This is a genomic window from Thermophagus sp. OGC60D27 (genome assembly GCF_052400625.1).
Taxonomy (GTDB): Bacteria; Bacteroidota; Bacteroidia; order Bacteroidales; family Marinilabiliaceae; genus Thermophagus.
This window is the reverse complement of sequence record NZ_JBQTGH010000019.1, coordinates 25,462-43,753: the sequence shown is the minus strand read 5'-3', so window position 1 is coordinate 43,753 and position 18,292 is coordinate 25,462. Positions and strand designations below refer to the sequence as shown.

Annotated in this window: 13 protein-coding genes and 1 riboswitch; of the genes, 2 read left to right on the top strand and 11 right to left on the bottom strand. The window is 44.9% G+C overall.

Going from position 1 to position 18,292, the window contains the following annotated elements; translation table 11 throughout:
• From ACT29H_RS15995 to ACT29H_RS15985, 3 genes are all read right to left on the bottom strand, one after another.
• On the bottom strand, positions 1 to 353 hold a 353-nt coding region (locus ACT29H_RS15995; protein WP_444822662.1), incomplete at its 3' end, for a hypothetical protein.
• A gap of 551 nt (positions 354 to 904) precedes the next feature.
• A complete protein-coding gene (locus ACT29H_RS15990; protein WP_444822661.1) occupies positions 905 to 1,648 on the bottom strand; it encodes an NADPH-dependent oxidoreductase in 744 nt (247 codons plus the stop codon).
• A 115-nt stretch (positions 1,649 to 1,763) separates the two neighbouring features.
• Complete coding sequence (locus ACT29H_RS15985) at positions 1,764 to 3,749, bottom strand: glycoside hydrolase family 97 protein (RefSeq protein ID WP_444822660.1); 1,986 nt, start codon at positions 3,747 to 3,749, stop codon at positions 1,764 to 1,766.
• 659 nt (positions 3,750 to 4,408) lie between these two features.
• Here ACT29H_RS15985 and ACT29H_RS15980 point away from each other — a divergent pair.
• Both ACT29H_RS15980 and ACT29H_RS15975 read left to right on the top strand, forming a co-directional pair.
• Complete coding sequence (locus ACT29H_RS15980; RefSeq protein WP_444822659.1) at positions 4,409 to 4,771, top strand: BlaI/MecI/CopY family transcriptional regulator; 363 nt, start codon at positions 4,409 to 4,411, stop codon at positions 4,769 to 4,771.
• 12 nt (positions 4,772 to 4,783) lie between these two features.
• Positions 4,784 to 6,559, top strand: a complete 1,776-nt coding sequence (locus ACT29H_RS15975; protein WP_444822658.1) for a TonB family protein — start codon at positions 4,784 to 4,786, stop codon at positions 6,557 to 6,559.
• A gap of 554 nt (positions 6,560 to 7,113) precedes the next feature.
• Here ACT29H_RS15975 and cobU read toward each other — a convergent pair.
• From cobU to galB, 8 genes are all read right to left on the bottom strand, one after another.
• Positions 7,114 to 7,647 carry a bifunctional adenosylcobinamide kinase/adenosylcobinamide-phosphate guanylyltransferase gene (gene cobU, locus ACT29H_RS15970; protein ID WP_444822657.1) on the bottom strand — a complete coding sequence of 178 codons (534 nt, stop codon included), beginning with the start codon at positions 7,645 to 7,647 and terminating at the stop codon, positions 7,114 to 7,116.
• Positions 7,648 to 7,870: 223 nt separating this feature from the next.
• Positions 7,871 to 8,443 carry a histidine phosphatase family protein gene (locus ACT29H_RS15965; protein ID WP_444822656.1) on the bottom strand — a complete coding sequence of 191 codons (573 nt, stop codon included), beginning with the start codon at positions 8,441 to 8,443 and terminating at the stop codon, positions 7,871 to 7,873.
• Between the two features lie 342 nt (positions 8,444 to 8,785).
• Positions 8,786 to 9,544: an adenosylcobinamide-GDP ribazoletransferase gene (cobS, locus tag ACT29H_RS15960; RefSeq protein WP_444822655.1), complete on the bottom strand. Its 759-nt coding sequence runs from the start codon at positions 9,542 to 9,544 to the stop codon at positions 8,786 to 8,788.
• A 224-nt stretch (positions 9,545 to 9,768) separates the two neighbouring features.
• Positions 9,769 to 10,833, bottom strand: coding sequence for a nicotinate-nucleotide--dimethylbenzimidazole phosphoribosyltransferase (cobT, locus tag ACT29H_RS15955; RefSeq protein ID WP_444822654.1), 1,065 nt, complete (start codon positions 10,831 to 10,833; stop codon positions 9,769 to 9,771).
• A gap of 120 nt (positions 10,834 to 10,953) precedes the next feature.
• The gene (gene cbiB, locus ACT29H_RS15950) at positions 10,954 to 11,898 is read right to left on the bottom strand and encodes an adenosylcobinamide-phosphate synthase CbiB (protein WP_444822653.1); all 945 of its coding nucleotides are present in this window, start codon (positions 11,896 to 11,898) and stop codon (positions 10,954 to 10,956) included.
• Positions 11,889 to 12,899, bottom strand: coding sequence for a threonine-phosphate decarboxylase (locus ACT29H_RS15945; RefSeq protein ID WP_444822652.1), 1,011 nt, complete (start codon positions 12,897 to 12,899; stop codon positions 11,889 to 11,891). Before ACT29H_RS15945 ends, cbiB begins: the two co-directional genes overlap by 10 nt.
• Entirely contained in the window at positions 12,899 to 14,368 is a 1,470-nt protein-coding gene (locus ACT29H_RS15940; RefSeq protein ID WP_444822651.1) for a cobyric acid synthase, read from the bottom strand. The genes ACT29H_RS15945 and ACT29H_RS15940 overlap by 1 nt, the downstream gene beginning before the upstream one ends.
• Positions 14,369 to 14,722: 354 nt before the next feature.
• Positions 14,723 to 14,972, bottom strand: a riboswitch (cobalamin riboswitch).
• Between the two features lie 837 nt (positions 14,973 to 15,809).
• On the bottom strand, positions 15,810 to 18,242 hold the full coding sequence (gene galB / locus ACT29H_RS15935) for a beta-galactosidase GalB (RefSeq protein WP_444822650.1): 2,433 nt from the start codon (positions 18,240 to 18,242) through the stop codon (positions 15,810 to 15,812).
• Positions 18,243 to 18,292: the final 50 nt, after the last annotated feature.

Here is an 18,292-nt window from a genome sequence, read left to right as displayed (position 1 = left end):
CCGGTAAAATTGGTGCCTCGGTTGTAATAATCAATAGAATCAATGCTGCCACCGGAAGCAAGATAGTCTTCGTCGGGAACAACGGTCATCAAAAAGCCACGAGTTTCGCCCGTCACCTGGTTGGTTTGTACCACAATTCGGGTACGGGAACGAACGACATCTTCCTTATTTTCATCATTCTGCAGACTAATTCCCTTCAGTGCTTCTGAATAGGTCGCTTCATCAGCCGGTGAAAAGACCGGTACTTCAACATTTTTAATATCTCCCAAAGTACGAGATACACTGTTCTCCCAATCACCAAATAAGGGGACATCGGTGATCTGCGAAGCAGAACTTTTCGTCGTCGATTCCATTTCCAGAAAAACATTTCCACCGGTTTGTTGATAAAACCACTCGCGAGCCTCTTCAACACTTTGGTAATCTATTCCGATTGGAGTCGATTCAGCCCTTTCAACCTCAATTTCATCTTTCTCTCAACCGGTTAACAAAAACAATGAGAGATAAACAAACAGAAATAGAACAATAGAATAAATGTGCTTCATCAGGCAAAGGTTTTAGTTAAGGATAAATTATACAATAAAGAATCATTTATATGAAGAATTGCCAAACAACAACCTTTAATACCTTCAAAATTAAAAACATCAAAAATAAATGTCAAGAAAGAGAAACATAAACAAGGAAGTAGTTTAATAATTTATCATTAACAAAACTTTTATTTTTTAATACCCCAAAGACACCAAACAGCTAAAAGAAATATATTATTAATACAGTTTACCCTAAATCCCCTGCCCCCAAAAAAACGTTCTGTTCGCTAATAATTAAGGTATATTTTAAACCGAAAACACCATCAAAAAAGGGCGGCTCCTGTTTTTGGAACCGCCCTTTTCTTTATGAATAACCTCATCTATTCCAAAAATCCCTGTTTTTTGAGGACATCCAGAAAGACCCTGCTGAAATGTTCGTTATTCTCTTTGGTATAGCGAACATCGGTGAAGACCTGTGCCAGGGTTTCCTTGTTGTTTTCGGCCACAAATTGTTTATTGACTTCCAGCGCTTCCTTTTCTTTAAAGAGTCGGTCAATATCTTCGGGTGTATAGTCGTGGTAGGTCTCTTGATGAACAACAGCCTCCAGTGGCAGTCTTTCCGGTTGAGGCGGGTTTTCATCTGGCCAGCCCAGCGTTACGGTAGCCACAGGCACCACACCTTTGGGAAGCTTTAAGATGTCAATAATTTTATCGGCATTGTAAGTCACGGTTCCCAGATAACAAATGCCCAAACCTTTGGATTCGGCAGCCACGCAAACGTTCTGAGCCACCAGCAAGGCATCGATGGCTGCTGCCACAAACGACTGAAAATTATCATACCCCGGCTCTGCCTTTCGCTGGCGACACCATTTATTGAACCGGTTGAAGTCGGCACAAAATGTAAGAGACACCGGCGCGTTGGAAAAAACCGGCTGATTGAAATGGGTAGGCGCTAACATCTCTTTCATCTGCGAGTCGCGCGTCACAACGATGCTGTATAGCTGCATATTACCCGTTGTTGACGCCCGGATGCCTGCTTGCAATAATTCATTTAACAAATCATCCTCTACCGGTTGATTTTTGTATTTTCGTATGGTTCGATGATTTAATAATACGTCTGTCATAACTGGCCTTTTTTATTCAGAATGCAAAGCTACAAAAAGAGGAAACTCTATTTATGATTATCGATCCAAAATTGCGATTTTTCAAACAAAATAGAGGCTGGCAAACAATAACAACCTACTTAACCGGCTGAATAACAGCAGCCCATCCTCCTCCGCTTTTCATCTCTATTTTCATCTTCTCACCGCCATTAATGGTAACTTCTTTTCTGGTGTAATCGCAGGCTGCCCGGTCGGCATTGATGCCGTCAGCAAAAACGGTGGCACGGTAACGCCCCTCTCCCAGAAATGAAAAATCAAGTTCAATTTCCCGGCTGTTCCAGTCGGTCATGGCACCTAAATACCATGTTTCACCTTTTCGGCGAGCCACTGCCACATACTCCCCCACTTCACCGGCCAGCGGAATTGTTTCGTCAAAGACGGTAGGTATCGAAGCAATAAATGCCACACTCTCAGGTTCCCGCATGTAATTGGAAGGATTATCGCAAAGCATGGAAAAAGGTGAATCGAACACCACATACATGGCCAGCTGATGGCATCGGGTACCCTGACTCATGGGTTCGCTATATACAGGTCTCCAATTATTACGATTGGCATTTTTCATGGCGCCGGGCGTATAATCCATTGGTCCGGCCAGATTACGGATATAAGGAACGGTCACATCGTATTCGGGAAATTCTTTGTAATCGGTCCATTTCACCTGTTCCTGACCATATACGCCTTCAAAAGTCAACACATTGGGATAGGTACGACTCAACCCGGTAGGTTTGTAGGCGCCGTGGAATAAAACAAACTGTTTGAATTCCGCTGCCTTTCTCGCGGCTTTATAGTAAAAATTAACCATCTTCTGGTCATCCCGGTTCATAAAATCAATTTTGTAACCTTTCACACCCATGCGGGAATATTTTTCAAAAACCTCATCCATCTGCTGATTCAGCGGAAACCATCCTGCCCAAAGTACGATGCCCACCCCCTTCTTATTTCCATGATCAATAATTTCCTGAAGATCTATCGCCGGAACCACATTCATCAGGTTGGTACTCTCCGACCACCCTTCGTCCAGAATGACATATTCGATGCCATTCTCTGCAGCAAAATCGATGTAATATTTATAGGTTTCGGTATTGATCCCTGCCCGGAAGTCAACACCATAAATATTCCAGTCGTTCCACCAGTCCCACGCCACTTTTCCCGGCTTGATCCAGGAGGTATCCTCCAGACGGGAAGGTGACGCCAGCTTATATACCAGGTCATTCCCCACCAGGTCGAAATCATTTTTACCTACCGCAATAACTCTCCATGGATAAGCTCTGTTGCCGTTGGTCTTTGCTATATAATCGGCCCGTCGGGTAACAAACGATTGCAAATTATTGTGTCCACCCTGTTTCTCTTCGAGGGGGAAAGGTGCAAATTCAGCTTCAAAACCAGTGCCCGCACCGTTGACGGTAAGAAACATCCCGGGATAATCCTCCAAATCGGCTTCGGTTACAACCAGAGAAGTACCGTCGTTATTCTTCACCAAAACCGGTGTAATAATCAGGGAATCGGGCTTTATTTGAGAAAGCGGAAGTACATCGTAGGTGCTTTCAAACGATACCTGGTATCGCCCCACCGGATTCTGTACATAGGGTACGTATGCCTCCCTGGCATCGGGAAATACAAATACACTCTTTTCACCCCTTATCACGATATCGCCTTTCATAGAGGTAACGAAACGGTAGGCCACACCATCGTTGTAGGCCCTGAAAATAAGACCGTATCGCCCCTTAAATACCATATTCAGTTCATTATAGCTGTTCTCAACCTCAGATTTTTTATAGAGAGCCGTACGGATTACTTCATCTTTCGATGAAGTAAATGAATTTCGCAATACCGGATTTTTACCCAGTACGCCATAATTCTCCACCTCCATTGCCATGACCGAGGGACCAGCAACCACATTACCATTTACTTTTAACACCCAGCTAATTTGGTCGGATATGGTTATTTCCACCTGAAGCGTTTTATCCGGAGAAACCAGATTGAGCACTTCTTCCTTTTTGGCATACGATGATATTGAAAAAGTTGCAATAATCATCAATAAGGCAACAAGTCTGTTCTTCATTTTTATAAAGATTTAGTTATCAAAAGATGGATTATAAGATTTTAAGATATAAAGATGTAAGTTATAAGATTTTCGATAAATTATCACCACCGGCAAATTCATAAGGCTTATTTCCTTCCATAAAAAACTATGGATTACGAATGTCCATGTGGCATTGTTCAAATATACCAGTTATTTTCAAACCATGGGAAGTATAATAACCAAACATTAATTAGTTGATAAAAAGAAACAAATATGACCATTTTCGATTGTCGCAAAAGAACATGTATTTAACCATTTTCATGCGGGTTCCATTAGGCCATTAACTCATATATAATTTATAAAACAATGTAAGTATCATAGTAACTGTAAATTCGTTTTACAATCAGACAGACAAAACAAGACATTAAAAAACAGTCATTTAACCCTCACCTAAACAAGAATTTTACAAAATGACTAATTTTTTAGTCATTTTAACATTAAAAAACTTGCATGACTAATTTTTTAGTCATTACTTTGTATTGGGATTGACAAAAAGCACTTTAATAGATTTATAGATGTAAGATTAACAGATATTAGATATTTTATATAGGGAATCAATACATCAAAGTCTCAGCTTTAACCGATTGGTTTCCCTGATAGAACGATTAATAAAATGTGGCACACAAAAAAATAGAAAGATGCAGTTAACAAAAGCCGAAGAACAAATAATGCAAATCCTTTGGGAACTGAAAGAAGGCGCAGTACGCGACATACTGGCAAGATTTGATGACCCCAAACCGGCGCGAAACACGGTATCCACCATCGTGCGTATCCTAGAGAAAAAGGGTTTTGTGGGGCACCGGCAATTTGGGAATGTGCACGTTTACCATCCTTTGGTACAAAAGGAAGAATACTCCAAGACCTTGCTTTCAGGGGTATTGAAAAAATATTTCAACAACTCTTTTCCTGCCATGGCCTCTTTTTTCGCCAAAGAGAACAATCTTTCTTTGAATGACATAGAGGAAATCCTGGAAGAGGTAAAAAAAGAAATTAAAAAATAAAAACCGACAGTTATGGAATCGCTGCTCATATACATATTAAGATCCTCGGTATGGTTAATTTTATTTGGCTCAATATATTTCCTTTTCTTACGGAACGAAAGGTATTTTTTTCTCAATCGCCTGTTCCTGTTGGCCGGGATGATAGCATCGCTTTTATTTCCGTTAATTACCTGGCACTACACAATAACGGTTAACATGGGGCCGGAAACCATATCTGCCGGGGCTCCGTTTGCATCCGCTGTTGTGGAAAAGGAAACAAATATCTGGACCCTACCAAATTTCATATCCGGAATTATTGTTCTGGGCTTCGTGATCCTTTTTTCCAAAACTGTCATTCAAACCCTGAAAATTTTGGCAATTGTCCGACATTGCCCCATTGAAAAACTTGACAATATAAAAATAGTACGTCAACACCCTTTCCGAACTTCTTTTTCCTTTTTCTCCTATGTATTTGTCAATCCCAATCTCCGGGAAAAGGAAATACAGGAAGTTATTTCGCACGAGAGGGCTCATATTGCGCAATATCACTGGATCGATCTGATGCTGATTGAATGGATCAGGCTCATTCAATGGTTCAATCCGATGGCATGGTTATATGGCCAGTTCATCCGGCAAAACCATGAATACCTGGCCGACAGGGCAGCCATCCATTCTACCGGCAACCCGGCTGTTTACAAAGCCATCCTTCTCAATCAAATGGTAGGTGGCGAAGTCATCAGCCTGGGAAATTATTTTAATTATTCACTCAACAAAAAACGTTTTATCATGATGACCAATAAATCAACTTCCATTATCAGCAAACTGAAACCGTTAGTTGTATTGCCTTTTATAGCTTTTGTTTTTTATGCTTTTGCAGAACCGAAATATCAATATATTTCCGGTATGGAACCTGCCACTAATGCGCCCGGTTTAATTTCCGATATGAAAGGAAAAACTGTTAATGGAATGGTCGTCCGGGAAAATGGTGAACCGCTTCCCGGGACCAGCATTGTGGTAGCAGGAACAACCTCAGGTACCGTTTCGGACAAAGACGGTAGTTTTACCCTTCAAAACATCAGCAAGAAATCTGAGTTGGTATTCTCTTTTGTGGGATACAAAACCACCAAAACACGCCCTGAATTTGGGAAAAACATGAAGGTGGTTATGCAAAAAGATACCATTGAAATTGATACCGGTGTTTCCATTACCATCAACAAAAAAGAACCCAAAGAAAAACCGCTCATCTTCCTAGATGGCAAAGAGATGCCCTATGAGGCATTGGAAAACATCGAACCGACAGCAATTAAAAAGATTGAAGTTTTAAAGGACAAATCGGCCGTTAGGAAATATGGCGACAAAGGGAAAAACGGGGTTATCTTAATTCAAACCAAACTTAAAAAGGATGGAAAGAAAGAAGAAATAGTTGAGGTCCGCATTCAAAAAGAGAATGAAAAGGATACCCTCGCCCAACCCACCTTTTTCATTGTGGAAGAGATGCCCAAGTTTCCGGGTGGCGATCAAGCTTTACACGACTATATATTAGCAAACACCAACTATCCACCTAAAGCTAAAGAAGACGGTATTGAAGGAAGAGTATATATCTCTTTCATTATCTTACCTAATGGAAAGGTTGGCAATGTTAATGTGGCTCGCGGGGTTCATCCGCTACTGGATGAAGAAGCCGAAAGAGTCATTGCCGCCATGCCCGAATGGAAACCCGGAAAACAAAGGGGTAAAAACGTGGCAGTGCAATATACATTGCCCGTAAATTTTGCACTCAACGAGACAGATTCCGATAGTGACCAATAATTAAACAGAACAACATAATTTATTCCTATTGGTAACAGTTTCTGTAATGGGGAAGGCAATGTGTATCATTACCTTCCCCATTCCGAGTTCATAGCTACTAGTTTTTAGCATATTTTAATTCCCAAAATATTCCGGTCTAATAGCCTAATAGTCAATCAACCTAATCGCCTATTTTCGAAACCTTCATGCAGCGTTGCAATGCCTTCCGCTGTCTGCCGAAACCTTCATGCAGCGGTGCAATGCCTTCCGCTAACTGCCGAAACCTTCATGCAGCGTTGCAATGCCTTCCGCTGTCTGCCGAAACCTTCATGCAGCGTTGTAATGCCTTCCGCTAACTGCCGAAACCTCCATGCAGCGTTGTAATGCCTTCCGCTAACTGCCGAAACCTCCATGCAGCGGTGCAATGCCTTCCGCTGTCTGCCGAAACCTTCATGCAGCGGTGTAATGCCTTCCGCTAACTGCCGAAACCTTCATGCAGCGTTGCAATGGCTTCACATGAAAGTTTTCATCAGACGGTATCCTTGTATAGTCAAAGAAAGTATCTTAAACATTCCTTATTCCCTGCGCTTTTCCTGTTTGCCTGCTTTCACCGTAAGAGGTAACCCCGACACCATAAGCGTTACCTCATCGGCTTTTGCTGCAATATGTTGATTCATCCACCCCTGCAGGTCGGTAAAACGTCGCGCCACCGCATTGTCAGCATGTCCGCCCATACCTATCTCGTTGGAAATAACAATCAGTGTGGCTTTCTTCTCCAACAGTTTTTCAAATTCAAGTTTTGCCATTTCCAACACCTCATCCACACTTTTTTCCTGATTGTCGAAAAAAAGATTGGTCAGCCACAGCGTGATGCAATCGAGCACCACCACCCGCCCGTCAATGTCGACACGGGAAATATTAACCGGTTCCTCCAGATTGGTCCATTCGGGCCCGCGGTCTTGTCGGTGCCGCTCCACCCGTTGCCGGAAATCTTCATCCCAGATGCGGGCGGTAGCCAGATAAACGGGACGGTCTGTCAGCTGTAACGCCAGACGTTGTGCATAACTGCTTTTCCCCGACCGTTGTCCGCCTGTTATAAAATAGAGCATGGCTTAGAAGTTTAAATTGACAGATTAATAGATATTAGATTATTAGATGTAAGATTGTTAGATATTAGATTGTTAGATATTAGATGTCAGGGGCCGGAAGTCAGATTTCAGAAGTTCAAAAAAGACCATAATACTTATCGCCCTCTTAAATCTATTAATCTTAAATCTAACAATCTAATATCTAAAAATCTAACATCTATTAATCTATCCTCCACCATTTGTCCTACAAATATTTCACTTTATAATACTCATTATTATGCCATTCGAGGCAAAATACGTCTCCGTAGTCGATATGAAGGGCAAAAATTTTTCGTGGTGAAGCCTCCAGTAAATGAGCCAGCAGGGCTCTCAGCAGGCCGGCGTGAGTTACCACAAGAATATTGTTATAACTTGTTTGTACCACCTCTTCCAGAAAAGTCAGCACGCGCTTTTGAACGTCAAAGAAGTTCTCCCCACCATGTACTTTACAGTTGATGAAATCTTCGCCCCATGCCTTTTGTTCTTCCTGCGAAATGTCGACCCAGGGCTTCAGTTCCCAACGGCCAAAGTCTATTTCGCGCAAATGTCGGGACCGAACAATCTTTTCCGGCGTCAGGAATGCTTCGGCCAGAGTGGTACATCGTATGAGCGGACTGGAAAAACAGATTTCCGGGCGCACCCCTTTAAGTTTTAATCCAACCTTCTCAACAGCCATTGCCAATCCTTCTTCCGAAGGCTTTACATCTGAGATACCGTAACAGATTCCCTGTGGCACCTCGGTTTTGGGATGACGCATAAAATAAATTCGCTTGGGCATACTTCCTTTCTTTATATTTAAACCATAAGTTTAAAAACTTATTCATCCGTATAAATTTTATCTAAGTTATTGGCTGGATGTAACTCGCATGGCTTAGTCAAATTTATACATGTACTTTTGTGGCAGCAAGCCGCCATGCTCGTTTCATTAGTATAAAATTTACTTATATAATTAGTTTAAAGTCCATTATGGCCAGCCCACACCCCTTAATCCCCTAAAGGGGAAATTTCCCAACCCGCAATCATTAAATCGATAAATCTCACTTCTGCCTTCTGCCTGTGCACTTCTGCCTATATCATTTTATACATGCTCTTTTGTGGCAGCAAGCCGCCATGCTCGTTTCTATTGTAATACGACAAACAGAACAGCCATCACCAACACTTCATTCAGCTGCTGCACAGCTCCCAGACAATCGCCGGTATAGCCGCCAATCCTTGCCTTAAACCACCTGCCGGCCATCAATGCGGATATAATTACCATAGGCACCGAAACCAATAACCACCATGAACAGAAATATATCAGGGGGACAACGCCTAAAACCGTGGCAATAAAAAAACGTCCGGCAGAGAGGGGATGACTGGTATCCCTCGACTTGGAAGCGCCCGACGGTCGCGCATAAGGCCACCGCATGGCGATAATCAAAACAGACCACCGGCTTAAGGCATGTGATGCCACCAATACCGCCGGCACCACGGAACTATCCGTCTCGGTCAGCAATACCATCTTCATCGCCAGCAACAACAACAGACCAAGAACCGCATAGGTACCCACCCTCGAATCTTTCATAATATGCAACCGCTGCTCAGCAGTATATCCCCCGCCAAAGGCATCGCACACATCGGCAAAACCGTCTTCGTGAAATGCGCCGGTAACCAATATGGTCACTCCTAACGCCAACACCACGGCAACCGACGCCGGGAACACCATACTTGCCAGATAATAAGCAACGCCTCCCATCAACCCCACCACCACACCTACCAGCGGAAACCAGGTAAGGGCCAGGTGCTGATTTTCTTTCCTGTATTCCACACGAATGGGTAACGACAAACGCGTAAAATAAAGAAATGAAGAATAAACTATTTGTAATTCACGCTTTAGCATTGGAAAGTGTTTCGTTTTTATTCCTTAGTTTATAATTTTTTTAACTCCCCTATCCCCTCCATCCGGTCAATCTCCACTCCGGCAAACAAGTATCTCCGCCTTGCGGCTCAGTCAGTAGCTAAAAGCCGGTATACAGTGAACAGAAGCCCCCCCAAAACCCAAGCCCCACTCATCAACATACGGTCTATCAAATCTTTTATCTAATAACCTATTGGCCCAATAGTCTATTGGCCTCTTATGTCTGCTACATTATACACCTTAGCCTCGCCGAATGAGGTCATTTGGTTCAGCATGGCCACGCTGCCCTGAACGATGGGATAAGCCAGTGCGGCACCGGTACCCTCTCCCAACCGCATTTCAAGGTCCAAAACGGGACGCCCACCCACAAAGTCAAGCATTTGCTTATGTCCCGGCTCCCCCGAACAGTGGGCAAAAATGGCATAATCGCGTACTGCCGGACAAATGGCATAGGCGGCCATAAAGGCAGAGGTTGTGATAAAGCCATCCACAAGGATGACCATGCGTCGCCGGGCCGCTTCCAGCATTCCGCCGGCAATGGTAGCTATTTCGAGCCCTCCGAAAGACGCCAGGTTTTCCTCCGGCCGTTCAGAAACACCATGTTTTTCGATGGCCTGACGTATCACCTGCGCTTTTTTACGTACCCCACTCTCATCCAGTCCACACCCCGGACCGGCACACGCTTCAACGGGGATACCGGCATAGACCGACAACAGAGCCGTGGCCGGTGTGGAATTACCGATGCCCATCTCACCAAAGCCCACCACGTTACTACCTTTCTCTGCCAGCGAAGCTACGACGTCCCGCCCGTTTTGGATGGCACGGTCACACTCGTTCAGCGTCATGGCGGGCTCCTTCAGAAAGTTGCGCGTTCCTTTCCGGATTTTCTTATCAATCAATTGCGGGTGGGGTTCAAAGTCAAAGTTAACACCGGCATCCACCACATACAGCTCAAAACCGTATAGCCGACAGAACAGTCCGATGCCCCCACCACCATTCAAAAAGTTTTTCACCTGTTGCCAGGTTACTTCTGCGGGTGCAGGGCTTACCCCTTCGGCGGTAATGTCGTGGTCGGCGGCCACCGTCAGCATGACCGGCGCCTTCAGCTGTGGCGTGGTGGTTTGCTGAATGAGTCCCACCTGCATTGCCAGCGTTTCCAAAAAACCCAGTGACCCTACGGGTTTGGTCTTCTGATTGAGGTTATACTGCAGTAGTTTTCTCAGCTCCGCATTTTCTGCGGGTTCAATGTTCAGGTTTTGTAATGCGTTCATTCGTATAAAGTTCACTTATATAGTTAATTTAAAATTTATTCCACCCACCGTCTGACCCGTCCTGATTTTTGTTTACAGAGCCTCAAAGCCCGGTGTTGAATCAATAATTTTACGGCCTCCTCACACTCTTAGTATTTCCGAAATGATGATGCCTGAAATGACCAGAGCAAGCATGACCACCTCCACAGCTCGGTTAATGCTTATGGTTTTCTTCAAATCACTTTTTTCCGGTTCACGCGGATTGGTGCCAATAATGGGCTTATGCATCTGCCGGCCGAAATAGGTATGGTCACCGCCAAACTGCACATTCAGGATTCCTGCCAGGGCCGCCTCCGGGTAACCGGCATTTGGGCTGCTATGAGCCTTCCCATACCGTAAGATAAACCGGCATGACCGCATGCTCCACCCACATAATGCCATTAACCAAGCGGTAATTCGTGCCGGAATGAAATTGGCAACATCGTCGAGCCGCGCGGCACCTTTTCCAAACTGTTCATATTTCTCGTTTCGGTATCCTATCATGGAATCCAGGGTATTCACCATCTTATAAGCCATCATTCCCGGCATACCTGCTATTGCCAGCCAAAACAACGGGGCCACGACCCCGTCGCTAAGATTCTCGGCCATTGTTTCCAACGTTGCAGTCTTGATTTCCCGCTCCGAAAGGGCAGCGGTATCCCTCCCTACGATGCGGCTCAGTTGTTTCCTTCCCGCTTCGATTCCCGATTCCAGCTTTTCAAAAACAGCTTTTCCTTCTTTTATCAACGTGGTACCAGCCAATCCGTAAAAAATGAACACCGTTTCAACCAGACCGCCGGCCATTGGCGACAAAGAAAAAAACAACTCCCACCCACCCCGGAAAAACAAATATACCACCATAACCGCCAATAGTGCCACCCCCCTACCTTTGAGCATACGATGTGTCCCGCTGTTCAGCCGATGGTCACACCAACCAATGATTTTCCCAAACCACACCACAGGATGCGGCAACCATGGCGGGTCACCAAGCAATCGGTCCAGCAAATAAGCTATTATTATCGCTCCTATATGAATCTTCAGCCCCATCGTTCCAATGCCCTGATTAAATAATTATTTTCCTCTTCCGACCGTACCGACACACGAAAAAAACGGTCGCCCAACCCCCTGAAGTTGGAAGCATCACGGATAAGGATACCATGTTCTTCTGCCAGTCTATTTTTCAGGATGGATGCCTCCACCGGCCCTTCCACCAGAAAAAAGGTGGTGGAAGACCAATGCACCCGAAAGCCTTTCAGCCGGTGAATACTGTTTTGTACTCTTTGCGATTCCTGCAATAGGGTCTTTATATTGAATCCGTCATCGGCATTTTGGGTCAGACAAAATTTTCCGGCCTCAATGGCCAGGGCATTGAGGCGCCAGGGCATCACCCTTTGCTTTAAAGCTTCAATAATATTTTTATTGGCCATCAGAAATCCCAGTCTGAGGCCGGGAATGGCAAAACGCTTGGTCATGGATTTTATGACCATCAGATTCGATGCTTTGGGCAAACAAGAAACTAAAGAACAGACCTCATCGGTAAAATCGACATAGGCCTCATCGACCACAAACAGGGTATTGGGATACGCTTCTATCTTTTGGGAAAGAATGCCTGTATCATAAATGGCTCCATCGGGATTGTTAGGGTTACAGAACCAAACCAGGTCGGCGGCAGAATAATCAACTTGCGAAAACGCAGAATGGTGATAATATTCAACGGAATGGTTAAACCGGACACAGGCCCCTTCATACTCTGAAAAAGAGGGATAAAAAATCCATGACTTTTTTGCCGCAAAGAGCTCTGCAATAAGGTATATGGCTTCCACCGCCCCGTTGGTGGCCAGCACATTTTCAGATGATAAAGCCATGCTTTGGGCTATCATCTCCACCCAATCCTCAGCCATAGGGGATGGATAGTGCTCAATTTTTTCCATACATCCTTTTAGATGCTCCTTCAACGCGGGTGAAGCGCCCCGGGGATTGACATTCGAACTGAAATTGTATCGAATGTCGGGATATCTGTAAATATCATCGCCGTGACCTGTCAGCATTACTCCATAATCTTATAAAGGGTATCCATATCAACATACTTTCTCAGATGGTCGGCCAGTAAATCATACTGCTGCTGCTTAAAGGCATCGTAATTTTGAGCAGCTGTTTTACCGGCCACGAAGGGGGACAATAAATCTTCAATCACCACGGGATTATCAAGAATACCATGCATATAGGTTCCCCAGATGCGTTGGTTCAGGCAGCACCCCTCCGCGCCACCCTTTTCCAATCGATTGAGGGGTTGGGCATCATCGTCCAGACGGGTACGACCCATATGAATTTCATACCCGTGGCATAATTCATCAAAATACTTAAACTTAAAGACAGTACGAACGGTGGCTTTTTCGGGACCAATGGTCGTTTCAACGGGCAACAGATTCAATCCGGGCAATTGTTCCAGCGCACTTTCGATATGATGCGGGTCACGGATAGTCCGCCCCATCATTTGATAACCGCCACATATGCCCACGATGCTCTTTCCTTCTCTGGCCTGCCGAACAATCTCGTCGGCAACGCCGTTGCTTCGCAACTCATTAAGGTCGGCAATGGTACTTTTAGAGCCGGGCAATATTATGAGGTCCGCCTTCCGAATCTCTTCAACATTATTGGTATAAAAGAGGTTAACCTTTTCTTCCTGCTCCAAACGGTTAAAGTCGGTAAAATTGGAAAGTCGGCGCAGTAAAATCACGGCTACATTAATTTTGTCTTCCACTGCCGCAAAGGCTTTACGCGCCAATGAGACGGAATCCTCTTCTTCAATTCGTATATGCCGAAAGGCAGGTACCACACCCAATACAGGGACACCGGTCAATTCTTCAATGATTTTTTTGCCTTCGTCGAAAAGGGAAATATCACCTCTAAACTTATTGATAATAATTCCTTTGATGCACTTTCGTTCTTCCGGCGATAATAATTTAATGGACCCGTAAACGCTGGCAAAAACGCCGCCCCGTTCGATATCTGCCACCAAAATGGTAGCGGCATTAACGGCAGTAGCCATGCGCATATTTACGATGTCATTATTTTTAAGGTTGAGTTCGGCAATGCTGCCGGCGCCCTCAATAACAACAGGATTATATTGACTTTGCAGCCGCTTAAACGCCTTCATAACCTCCTCAAACAACCAACCTTTTATCTCCCCTCTGAAATAGCTGCCGGCAGAATAGTTTCCCAGCACTTTCCCGTTGACGATGACTTGCGACTGCTTGTCGGAACCGGGTTTCAACAACACCGGATTCATGTCGGTGTGACATTCCAGCCGGCATGCTTCGGCCTGTACGGCCTGTGCTCGACCCATCTCGCCACCGTCGGCCGTCACATAGCTGTTGAGCGACATATTCTGCGCCTTAAAAGGCACGGGACGATATCCATCCTGCAAAAAGATGCGACAAAAACCGGTGGCCAGAACACTCTTCCCCACATCGGAACCCGTTCCCACAATCATCAGCGGATGTTTTAATGCTTGCATCAGTATTAATTTTATTTCAGTTATTGGTGGAATGAAACCCACATGACCTAAAGTTTAAACATGTTCTTATTTTAGGAAGCCTTCTTGCCATGCTCGTCTCTTTGAATTTATTTAGTTGAATTGCAAATCCACACCAACGAAGGCTGATGGAACTGAAAATTAGTCATTATCAATTAGAGTAACCACCACTGATGCCTAATGACTGTTGACTAACCACTAAAAATCCGACGGTGGATAAAAATAATTTTAGTTGAAATTATTCCACCTTGCATCCATAATGATTAGGAAAAACATGCCGAACACGCGCGCGAATGTTCTGAACATATACTTCTAACCCGGAAGCAAAATGTTACTTTTAACAAACTAATTCTGGCAGGTTTTCTGGCTCGCTCCGGTTTGAATGGCCTTCCCGTCCTACTTTGAAGCCTTATGGATTCAAAGTTCTCCTTCCCTGAATTCAAAGAAGGTATTGACAGTGGCAAGAAGTAATATTCAAACCTTTTAAAGAGCTTACAGCTGCGGGTACAGCTCCGGATTTTCACCGGATTCCCTTTTACAGACCATGAAGAAATCATGACCTGTCACCAAAATCTCAGGCAAAGATATTGGATTTTTGATAACTATAAAAACATAATATTTGTTTAGGATGAATCTAAAGGCGAGTGAAGAGTGTGAGCATGGCGGGTGAGATTGGTGATTATAAGTTCCGGCTTCTGGCCTCTTCGAATAACAGAAACTTTCATGCAGCGATGTAATGACCTCCAGAACGATTTGAAACCTTCATGCAGCGATGCAATGACCTCCAGAACGATTTGAAACCTTCATGCAGCGATGTAATGCCCTCCAGAATGATTTGAAACCTTCATGCAGCGATGCAATGGCTTCCAGAGTGATTGGAAACCTTCATGCAGCGATGCAATGACCTCCAGAACGATTTGAAACCTTCATGCAGCGATGCAATGCCCTCCAGAACAATTTGAAACCTTCATGCAGCGATGCAATGCCCTCCAGAACGATTTGAAACCTTCATGCAGCGATGTAATGGCTTCCAGAACGATTTGAAACCTTCATGCAGCGATGCAATGCCCTCCAGAACGATTTGAAACCTTCATGCAGCGATGCAATGGCTTCCAGAGTGATTTGAAACCTTCATGCAGCGATGCAATGGCTTCCAGAGTGATTTGAAACCTTCATGCAGCGATGTAATGGCTTCCAGAGTGATTGGAAACCTTCATGCAGCGATGTAATGGCTTCCAGAGAAGAATATTCACGGAACTGTGTCTTTAGAAAAAAAACAATTAATATAACGCCATGGAAAAATCACAGCGGAGTGATCATTAAACGGTGACTCACCTTACAAAACATAAAAACCCCAGAGCCGGAATAGATATATCATTTTCTCAACTCTGAGGAGATTCCCGGTAAGCAAACCTAATTCCGATTACTGCAATTCTATTCTTGCAACCGCTTCGGGCAATCCTTCGGAAACGGCCTTCACCATAACACTTCCCTTTTTACTGCCGGCACGTACAATGGCCAGACATTTCCCGTGAAACGCTTTTCGTTGATGACTCTGAAATGAGGTGAGGCTGGTCTGACTGCCATTATCGGTAGCGACGATGGAGGCCTCTCCATCCAAACTAAATTTGATCAAATTCTCGGCATCGGGCACGGGAACACCTTCTTTATCGGTGACGATGGCCGTGACGAAGGCCAGATCTTCTCCATTGGCATGGATTATTTCTCTGTCGCATGTCAAATGAATGCGAGCGGGCTGCCCGGCCGTATGAATGATTTTTTCTGCCACCCTTTGTCCGTTTTTTCGAGACACAGCTCTGAGGGTTCCGGGTTCGAAGGACACTCGCCACATGACGTGGAACTGTTCATCCGATTTACTTTTACTCCCCAACGATTTGTCATTCAGGAATAATTCCACCTCATCGGCATAATTGTAGTAAGCCCATACATCCACCGTTTGCCCTTCTTCCCAGTTCCAGTGAGGGAAAAGATGCAGTACGGTATCTTTCGACCATTCGCTTTGATAAAAATAGTAGGCGTCTTTGGGGAAACCGGCCAAATCGACCACCCCGAAATAGGAACTGCGCGAGGGCCACTGGTAAGGGGTAGGCTCTCCCAGATAATCGAAGCCGGTCCAGATAAACATTCCCGACAGGAAGTCATACTTTTTAATCAGTCGCCAGGTGTCGGCATGTGTTGATCCCCATGGGGCCCTGCAATTGTCGTAGGCCGAACAGGTATTACCGGGATTTCCGCCCTCAAACGGCACATCCCAGCGGTTAGGCCATACTCTCACGCTGTCCGACGGCATATCGTAGTAACCTCTGGTATGCAGTGATGAGTTGGTTTCGGTGGCAATGAACTTTTGTCCCGGAAAAGTTTTCGGGAAATCAGTCCATCCCTCATGATGATAATTAACCCCTATGAGGTCGAGAGCGCCCGACTGAATCAGATAATTGCGTGGGGATGGCTCATTATTGCCCGTGGTTATGGGACGAGTAGGATCCAACTGACGGACTATGGCGGCCAGTTCACGGGTTAACTCCACGCCGGAACTGTCCCATTGTTCCAGAATTTCGTTACCGATGCTCCAGATCATCACCGAAGGGTGGTTGCGGTCGCGCCGGATGAAATCGCGCAGATCTGTCTCATGCCACTCCTCCCAATGGTGTGAATAATCGTATTTCACCTTTGCGAGGGCCCACATATCGAAAGCCTCGTCCATAACGATGAAGCCCATGCTGTCGCACAATTGCAACACTTCTGGCGCCGGCGGATTATGAGAAGTACGAATGGCATTGACGCCCATCTTTTGCATGATTTGAAGCTGACGTTCCATAGCCCTTCGGTTAAAGGCGGCTCCCAGGGCACCCAGATCGTGATGCAGACATACGCCTTTAATCTTCACTGGCCGTCCGTTGAGGAAAAATCCCTTTTCGGCATCAAAATTAAAACTGCGAATGCCAAACTTTGTATGATACTGATCCATTAAATGTCCGTCGGACCATATCCGGGTGATGGCGGTATAAATCCTGGGCTGGTTAAGATCCCACAACACGGGATGGGGTACTTCCACCGAGTCGGAAAACGTAATTTTTTGGTTGGGCAAAAGCTCCTTATCTGCCGATTCAGTTTGAGCAACCACCTCGCCTTCGGGCGACACCACCTGGGTAATAACCGTACAGACAACAGGTTGGTCGAAGTCATTACTTACAGTACTTTGAATATGTACCACAGCCCTGTCGTCTTCGATATGGGGGGTCGTAATAAATGTTCCCCAATGATCGACATACAGGGGGTTAACGGTTGTGAGCCATACATTTCGGTAGATGCCCGCCCCGGAGTACCACCGAGAATTGGGCTGAAGACTGTTATCCACCTTCACGGCCAATACATTTTCTTTATCACCGAAATTCAAATGAGGGGTAAGGTCATAACGGAAAGAGATGTAACCATATGGTCGCTTTCCAAGGTAATGACCGTTGATCCAGACCTCACTGTTCATATAAACGCCGTCGAAATCGATAAAAACCTTTTTGTTTCGATCATTTTCCGGCAAGGAAAACGATTTGCGATACCACCCGACACCTCCGGGCAGGGCGCCGCCTCCCACATCGGCCGGATGGTCGGGACTAAAGGTTCCTTCAATGCTCCAGTCGTGCGGCAGATTGAGCACGCGCCATTTGGAATCGTCCAGGTCGGGACGATAATAACCCGAATCGTTTTCCAGACTATCCAATAAATTAAATTTCCACTCGTGCGTGAATTTCCTGACAACCCGAACATTTTCTTCATTTTGGGTACAGGAAGAGATTAGCAGGACTGAAAACAGGGATAAGAATACTATAAATCTCATTTCAATAATTTAAGTTATAATATTTCAACACGTAGTAAAAACGTCAGGGT